Origin of the sequence: Actinomadura sp. B10D3 (genome assembly GCF_039871695.1) — a bacterium.
In the GTDB taxonomy this organism is placed as follows: Bacteria; Actinomycetota; Actinomycetes; order Streptosporangiales; family Streptosporangiaceae; genus Spirillospora; species Spirillospora madurae.
Genome location: NZ_JBDPLY010000065.1, coordinates 1 through 7329, shown reverse-complemented (window position 1 = coordinate 7329; position 7329 = coordinate 1). Strand labels below are relative to the sequence as shown.

General features: G+C 69.0%; 8 protein-coding genes and 1 pseudogene. 6 read left to right on the top strand and 3 right to left on the bottom strand.

The features are described from left to right. Positions 1-313: pseudogene (locus tag ABGB11_RS42095) on the bottom strand (IS982 family transposase); the annotation flags it as partial. A gap of 234 nt (positions 314-547) precedes the next feature. Here ABGB11_RS42095 and ABGB11_RS42090 point away from each other — a divergent pair. The 6 genes from ABGB11_RS42090 (at position 548) to ABGB11_RS42065 (ending at position 5884) form a co-directional block, all read left to right on the top strand. Next, positions 548-946: a hypothetical protein gene (locus tag ABGB11_RS42090; protein ID WP_347641303.1), complete on the top strand. Its 399-nt coding sequence runs from the start codon at positions 548-550 to the stop codon at positions 944-946. Between the two features lie 132 nt (positions 947-1078). Beyond that, on the top strand, positions 1079-1666 hold the full coding sequence (locus ABGB11_RS42085) for a carbonic anhydrase (RefSeq protein WP_347641301.1): 588 nt from the start codon (positions 1079-1081) through the stop codon (positions 1664-1666). A gap of 11 nt (positions 1667-1677) precedes the next feature. Continuing rightward, positions 1678-3147, top strand: a complete 1470-nt coding sequence (locus ABGB11_RS42080; protein WP_347641300.1) for a SulP family inorganic anion transporter — start codon at positions 1678-1680, stop codon at positions 3145-3147. Between the two features lie 278 nt (positions 3148-3425). Further along, the gene (locus ABGB11_RS42075) at positions 3426-4124 is read left to right on the top strand and encodes an SDR family oxidoreductase (protein WP_347641299.1); all 699 of its coding nucleotides are present in this window, start codon (positions 3426-3428) and stop codon (positions 4122-4124) included. A 198-nt stretch (positions 4125-4322) separates the two neighbouring features. Continuing rightward, a complete protein-coding gene (locus tag ABGB11_RS42070; protein ID WP_347641298.1) occupies positions 4323-4754 on the top strand; it encodes a RidA family protein in 432 nt (143 codons plus the stop codon). A 536-nt stretch (positions 4755-5290) separates the two neighbouring features. Further along, positions 5291-5884, top strand: coding sequence for an SUKH-4 family immunity protein (locus tag ABGB11_RS42065; RefSeq protein ID WP_347641296.1), 594 nt, complete (start codon positions 5291-5293; stop codon positions 5882-5884). Between the two features lie 117 nt (positions 5885-6001). Here the strand turns inward: ABGB11_RS42065 and ABGB11_RS42060 are convergent, their stop codons facing one another. Both ABGB11_RS42060 and istB read right to left on the bottom strand, forming a co-directional pair. Beyond that, complete coding sequence (locus ABGB11_RS42060) at positions 6002-6349, bottom strand: hypothetical protein (RefSeq protein ID WP_347641304.1); 348 nt, start codon at positions 6347-6349, stop codon at positions 6002-6004. Positions 6350-6417: 68 nt separating this feature from the next. Further along, complete coding sequence (gene istB, locus ABGB11_RS42055; RefSeq protein ID WP_347641295.1) at positions 6418-7209, bottom strand: IS21-like element helper ATPase IstB; 792 nt, start codon at positions 7207-7209, stop codon at positions 6418-6420. Between the last annotated feature and the right edge of the window lie 120 nt (positions 7210-7329).

Below are 7329 nucleotides of genomic sequence, written 5' to 3'. Positions count from 1 at the left end.
CATTGTCCAGCCAGAAGTCGGTGTCGGCCGCCAGCATCCGGATGGCTCGCTTGACCAGTGGCAACGCCGATCTGAGCCGCTTGTTGTAGCCGGGCCGTTGCGGCAGATACGGAAACATCCCCGCCAGGTGGGAGGCGACGAACCTCAGCCACCGGGCCTCGGACCTGCAACCCAGCAGGGCCTGAGCGACCGCCAGGCACAGCAGCTCGGGATCGGTCAGCTTCGGCGGGCGGCCCAGACACCGGCTTCCTCCCAACTCGTCATCGATCTTCACGTACAGTGCGGTCACGAGGGTGTTCAGGTCTGTCGTCACAAACGGATCTTGGACACCCTCACCTGCGTCTGGGACCGAAACTTCGGAACTACTCGTCTATGGGTGCGATCGGCAGTACGCGCATTCATCGCCTACCAATCCGGCCTCGTCCACCCGTCCGCACCGTAACGCTTTGCTTACGCGGATTCGCGCATTGTGTGCAAGAGTGAGATACTTACGGAGCCGAACTCCTTAACGTCACGGGTTCGCAGAGACCGTCAAGGAAGGGGTTCGGTGGCGCGACGCAGGGCGTTCTCGCGCGCCCCCGAGGTCTTGGCCTGCCTGTTGAGCATGGCCTTGCTGCTGTTCCTGAACGCCGGCCTCAGCGGCCGAGGCCCCGCTGAGGCGTCCTCGATCCCCGTACAGGTCTCCGTGGTCCAGACGCCGTGGGACTGCTGCGACGAGCAGCCTTCGGCACCGGCGACCCTTCAGCACGTTCACCTGTGGATGCGCGGTGCGCCCGCCGAGGTCCACCAGGGCGGCTGTGCGTTCGCCGGAGTTGTCCTCTCGTACTTGTGCGCCATGCACGCCGCCGCTGCCGACCCGCCGAACGGCTTCGGCCGGCACCCTCGCGGCTGGGACAGACGCACCACGGGGGAGATCTCCGCCTTCCTCCAGGTGTTCCGCTGCTGACGGCCCACCGGGCAGGCCCGCCGGAGATCAGCGCAGGCTGAAGACCGGCAAAGGGCCCGCCGTCTTTAGACGACCGTCATCACCAACTCCATCGACGCGCCGCCGTTACGGCGCACCTTGGAGGGATTTGGCATGCACGCACTCATCGAGCACGCACGTTCGTTCCGTGACCGGGCCGCTGCCGACGGTGCGCCCTTGGCCCCGCTGGCCGAGGGACAGACTCCGCTGGCGCTGTTCATCGCCTGCTCCGATTCGCGGGTCGTTCCGTCCCTGATCACCGGTGCCAAGCCGGGAGAGCTGTTCGAGCTGCGCACCGCAGGCGGCATCGTGCCCCGCTACAGCCTCGACCGGCCGTCCGCGGAGGCCGCGACCATCGAGTTCGCCGTGGAGGTCCTGCGGGTGGCCGACGTCGTGGTCTGCGGGCACTCCCACTGCGCCGCGGTTGCCGCGCTGGCGCGCGGCGACGACCTGACCACCGTGCCCGCGATGGCCGAATGGCTTAGCGCGGCCTCCGACCGGCCGGACGGCCTCGGCGCGGACGGCCTGGACCGGGCGGTCCAACGGCACGTGGTGGCGCAGATGGAACGGCTGCGTGCACACCCCGCCATCCGGCGGCGCCTGGACCAGGGGCGAATCGCCCTGCACGGCTGGTTTTACGAGGTCCACACCGGCACGGTGCTCACCCACCGGACCGGCGCCGACACCTTCCGACCCCTCTGAACGGGGAGCCGATGCTACCGAACACTCTGCTTCCAGAGACCCTGCGGCGCGATGCCGCCGCCTCACTCGTCGTCTTCCTGGTCGCGTTGCCGCTGTGCGTGGGCGTGGCGGTGGCCTCCGGCGTGCCCGCCGAGCTCGGCCTGATCACCGGCATCGTCGGAGGGCTGGTCGCCGGGCTGCTGCCGGGCAGCAGCCTGCAGGTGTCGGGCCCCGCCGCGGGCTTGACCGTGCTCGTCTTCGAGGCCGTGCACAGATACGGGCTGCCCGCCCTGGGCGCCCTGGTGCTGGCGGCCGGGCTGCTTCAGCTGCTGCTGGGCCTGCTGCGGATGGGCCGATGGTTCCGCGCCATCTCGATCGCCGTCGTAGAGGGGATGCTCGCCGGAATCGGCCTGACCATCATCGCCGGGCAGCTGTACGCGATGGCCGACGCCAAGGCCCCCGGATCAGGGCCGGCCAAGCTCGCTGGGCTGCCCGCCCTGCTGGCCGACAGTCTCACCTCGCCCGGCGCACTCGCCGCCTGCGGCGTCGGCGCGGGCACGGTTGCGGTACTGGCCGGCTGGCCGCACCTGCCGGCGCCGATCCGGGCGGTTCCGGCGCCGCTCGCGGCCGTCGCCCTGGCCACCGGCGCGGTGGCGGCGTTCGGGCTACCGGTCGCCCGGCTGGACGTGCGGGGTCTGGCGGAAGCGATCCGCCCACCCGGCCTGGACGATCTGGCCTCGCTCGCCGAGGTCGGCATGATCGGCACCGTCGTCGCGTTCGCGCTGATCTCCTCCGCGGAGACCCTGTTCAGTGCCGCCGCGGTCGACCGTATGCACGACGGCCCGCGCACCGACTACGACAAGGAACTCATCGCCCAAGGTGCAGGCAACGCCGTTTGCGGCGTGCTGGGCGCGCTCCCGATGACCGCCGTGATCGTGCGGAGCTCGGCCAACGTGCAGGCGGGCGCACGGACCAAGACCTCCCGGGTCCTGCACGGGGTGTGGCTGCTGCTGTTCGCCGCGCTGTTCCCCGCCGTTCTCGGGGTCATCCCGCTGGCGGCGCTGGCCGGAGTGCTGGTACATGCCGGCTGGAAGCTGATGCCTATCAGGCAGCTGGCGCCGCTGTGGCGGCGGCACCGCGGCGAGGCGGTGGTCCTTCTGTGCACCGCCATCGCGGTCCTCGCCCTCAACCTTTTCGAGGGTGTCCTGCTGGGGTTGCTGCTGGCGATCGTCAAGACCGCCTGGGAGACATCCCACTTCCACGTGGACGTCGCCCAGGAGGAGGACGGCCCGCTCCGGGTCAGGCTGAGCGGCAACGCCACGTTCCTGCGGCTGCCGAAGATGCTCGACAGCCTGGAGGCGCTGCCCCGCGACCGTCCCATCGAGCTGGACCTGTCGGAGGTGCGGCACCTTGACCACGCGTGCCGTACGGCGCTGACCGCCTGGGCGGACCGCCACAACCGGCCGGGCACCCCGGCGGTGTCGGTCCCGACCATCCTCTAATCCCCTGTGGACGCCCGCACCTGGTCGCTCTCGTAGAGGCCAGGGGCGCTGGCGGTGGAAAGCCGCGCACCCGACGACCCGAGGCGCTACGACCCGGTGCGCGGGGTGTGGTTCGGTAGTTGCCGGTCGGTCTCGTCCTGGTAGCCGGCGAAGCGCGGTGAAGCCGCGGTGATCTGCTTCCGTGCCTGCTCGCGTTCGGTGCCGCCCAACTGCCGGGCCCGGACGGGGATCTTCTGCCCGTCGACTTCGATCCGGATCCGGTCGGGGTGTGCGGCGATGTGGTGGTACCAGGCGGGGTTGGCGGCGGCGTCGCCCTGGTCGGCCGCACCCTCGGCCCCCTGGAGGAGACCGCCGCCGAACTGCCCGTGCCCACGCTGCCCATCTCGGCCGATATCACCGAGGACGGCGCCGCCGACCTGATCTTCGAGACCGTCGAGCGGCACTGGGGCCCGGCCGGCGTCGTCGTCTCCGGTGCCGGAGGCTCCTTCGCTGCACCGCTGGTCGAGACGAGCGACGCAGACTGGGACCGGATGCTGGCGATCAACCTCACCGCGCCGTTCCGTCTGCTGCGACGGGCGATCCCGCCGATGCTCGACCGCGGCTGGGGCCGGTTCATCGTGATCGCTTCGGTCGTCGCCAAGCACGGCGAGACGCAGGTGTCCGCCTACACCGCCAGCAAGCACGGCGCTCTCGGCCTGGTCCGTTCCGCCGCCGCCGAACTGGCCGGCACGGGGATCACCGTCAACGCCGTCTGCCCCGGCTGGGTCGACACGCCGATGACGGCCGAATCCGTCAAGGCGGTGGCAGGGCGGCGAGGCGTGAGCGATGAGGAGGCGGCGGCACTGCTCGCCCGCCGGCAGCCCATCGGCCGCCTGGTCCGGCCGGACGAGGTCGCGGCGGCCGTCCACGCCTGCGCGGAGAACGCCGCGATCAACGGACAGGGCATCAACGTCGACGGAGGAGCGGTCCAGTCATGAGACCTCTCTGCCAACCTCACGCCGCGAATCGGAGCGCGTGGTCGCGGTTGGCTGCGTGGACAGCCTCGTCGTAGATCATGTGCACACGCACCTCCTCACACATGCCCCGAGACAACGGGCACGGTCGGTGCAGGCGCTGCGCCGAGCTGATCGACCAGTCCTCGCAGGACAAGCGCCGAAGGCGTTCCGGGGTGCCCGATGAGAAAGGAAGGTAGTGCCATCAGCGTCGAACGGATCAACCCGGCCTCCCTGGCGTCCCCCAAAGGGTTCAGCCACGCGGTGCGGGCGAGCGGGACGACGGTCTTCCTCGCCGGGCAGACGGCCATGGACCAGTCGGGCCGTATCGTCGGCGACACCGTGACCGAGCAGTTCGCCCAGGCGCTGGAGAACCTCCTTGAGGCGCTCGCGGCCACGGGCGGAGCCCCGGACGACCTGGCGAGCATGACGATCTTCACCACCGACATGGACGACTACCAGGCCCACGCGCGCGAGATCGGAGCCGTGTGGCGGCGGCGAGTCGGCACGTCATACCCCGCAATGGCCGGCATCGGCGTCGCACGCCTTTGGGATCCCCAAGCAGTGGTGGAACTCCAAGCCATCGCCGTACTGAACACGTCCCCTCCGCAATGAGACATCCCCGCGCCATCCGCATGATGGGCGCGATCCGGGCGGAGAAGCCGCACGCCGGCACGGATGGACCGGTCAGCGGGCCGCCTAGCCAGCGCCCGTGAGGATGTAGAGAAGGTCTCAGCGCCGCTGTGTTGGACACGCTGCCTGTTGGGCGTCTTGTTGTGGCTATGTCGCCGAGAACCGGCATCGTTTGTTTGTGGGTTGGGGCACCAGTCGGTGATCGAAGGGGCCGAGAATGTCGGTGAGTTCGGGCACCACCCGTGCCGGGTGGAGCAGCGGCTCCCTGTTCAGTTCGGCAGCTTCGCTGCGTAGATCCACTCGAAGCCGTCGTATCCGACTCGCCGACATCGCGGACGCCCCATCGCGTGGGGGAATCCGGAAAAGTCCGCGGCAAGCTCGTCCTCACCGTCGCCTGAGGGCGCCGAAGACCCGAGGCCACGATCCGGAACGGGGTCCTCGTCCGCGCTGATGTGCGACAACCATGGATCGACGGCATGATGGGAGCGGTTTGAGGCGGCGAATCCTTTGGATGGATCTTGATTACGCATGAACAACTCGTCGAGACGTTCGGCGAGGACGAGGTGCTCTTGGCCCCGGCGGAGCTCCTCGAGGATCAGGTGACCGATCCGGAGGCTCTGCGGGTGCTCACCGAGGTGGGTCTGCCCGACAGCTTGTTCGAGACCCTCTCCTTCGAGGATTTCACCGACGGCCCGCCCCGTACGCTTGCCGAGACGTTCTTCTCGACGGCGGACGGGATGCCGGAGCGTGTTCGCGACTACCTGATCGTCGCGAACGGGCCCGGCGGGGGGGTGGCCTGCCTCGACGGCGCGGACGGTCGCGTCTACTGGTTCCGCCCGGGCGACACCGAGCCGTACGGCCTGCTCAATTCCTCGCTGGGGCAGTTCGTCGAGGTCGTGAACGCGCTCTACCCGGAAATCGCGTGGCGGGTGATCTACCTGCCCCCGGACGCCAGTGAGGAGCGGGTCGCCGCGATCCAGCGCGGGATCGAGGAGACGATGGAGGGAATGGTCGAGGAGGTGCGCGAGCTGGATCCGGCCGCGTTCGACAGCCCGCTGCTGATCTGGCAGGTCATCATCACCACCGCCCTGGAGGGCACGATTCAGAGCTGAGGCGCCTCACGTCGTCGCGCCGGGATCTCCAGCCTTTGCTTCCGCTTCCACCTCGCTCGCCGCCGGGCCTGCCTGGGCCTTCTCGGGGCTTGACCAGCAACCGACCGGCCAACGGCGTTAGCAAGCGGGGCCGGGTGGTGTTACCGCCGTCCGCCGTTCCGATGTGGTCCTGAGCGGGATCGACGGTCTACGCCTTGGCCGTGGTCTTCTTCGGCTGGCGCGGCACGGTGGTGTCTTTGTCGAGGTGGGCCGTAGACGGTTGGAGTGTGGGACGCCGAACAGGTCGGCGATCTGTTGGACGGTCTTGACGCGCGCGTCGTACAGCTCTTGGGCGAGCGCGGCCTGTTCGGGGGTGAGGCGGGGCCGGCGGCCGCCGATGCGGCCGCGGGCCCGTGCGGCGGCCAGCCCGTCGAGGGTGTTGGCGATGACGAGCTCGCGCTGCAGTTCGGCCAGGACGCTGAGCATGCCGAACATGGCATGGCCTTCGACAGTGTCGGTATCGATGCCCTGTCCGCTGACGGATTGTGAGTCGGTCAGCTGGCGTTGTGTTCGGCTCGGGCGCGGGTCTGGGCGAGGCGGTAGGAGTCGGTGCCGGTTTCGATGATGGTGCCGTTGAAGGTGAGCCGGTCGACGATGGCGGCGCAGAGGCGTGGGTCGGTGAAGGTCTTGGTCCAGCCTCCGAAGCTGTCGTTGGAGGCGATGGCCAGACTGTTCTTTTCCTCCCTCTCTGTTAGAACCTGGAACAGCAGCTCGGCGCCGCGGCGGTCCAGCTCCATGTAGCCAAGCTCGTCGATGCAGAGAAGGTCGACGCGGCCGTAGCGGGCGATGGTCTTGTTAAGGACCATGTCGTCGGCGGCCTCGACGAGCTCGTTCACCAGCTTGGTGGCCAGGGTGTACTTGACACGGAAGCCTTTCATCGCGGCTTCGGTGCCCAAGGCGATCAGTAGATGGGATTTGCCGGTTCCTGAGTCGCCGATGAGGCAGAGGGGTTGGCCCTTGGTCACCCATTCGCAGGTCGCGAGGGTGTGGATGACGGCGGGGTCGATGTTTGGGTTGGCGTCGTAGTCGAAGGCGCGTAGCGACTTCTCTCGTGGGAAGGCGGCGGCTTTGATCCGGCGTTCGGAGCGGCGGCGGGCGCGGTCGTCGCATTCGGCCATCAACAGCTCGGCCAAGAACCCCAGGTAGGACATCTGCTCGCGGGCGGCTGCCTCGGCGAGTTCAGGGAATTGGCTGCGGATGGTGGGTAGCCGCAGCATCCGGCAGGCCTGGTCGACGGCGGCCTGGGCAGCTTGTTCGGTCAACCCGCCGTGGCGTTGGACGGTCACTAGGGCACCCTCTTTCTTGCGGGCACCGATACGGTGCGCGTTGTTGGGACTCGGCGGGAGCCGGGGTGACGGTCTTGGTCGGTCGCCACGAGATGGCCTTCATGACACCACCGCCCCCGG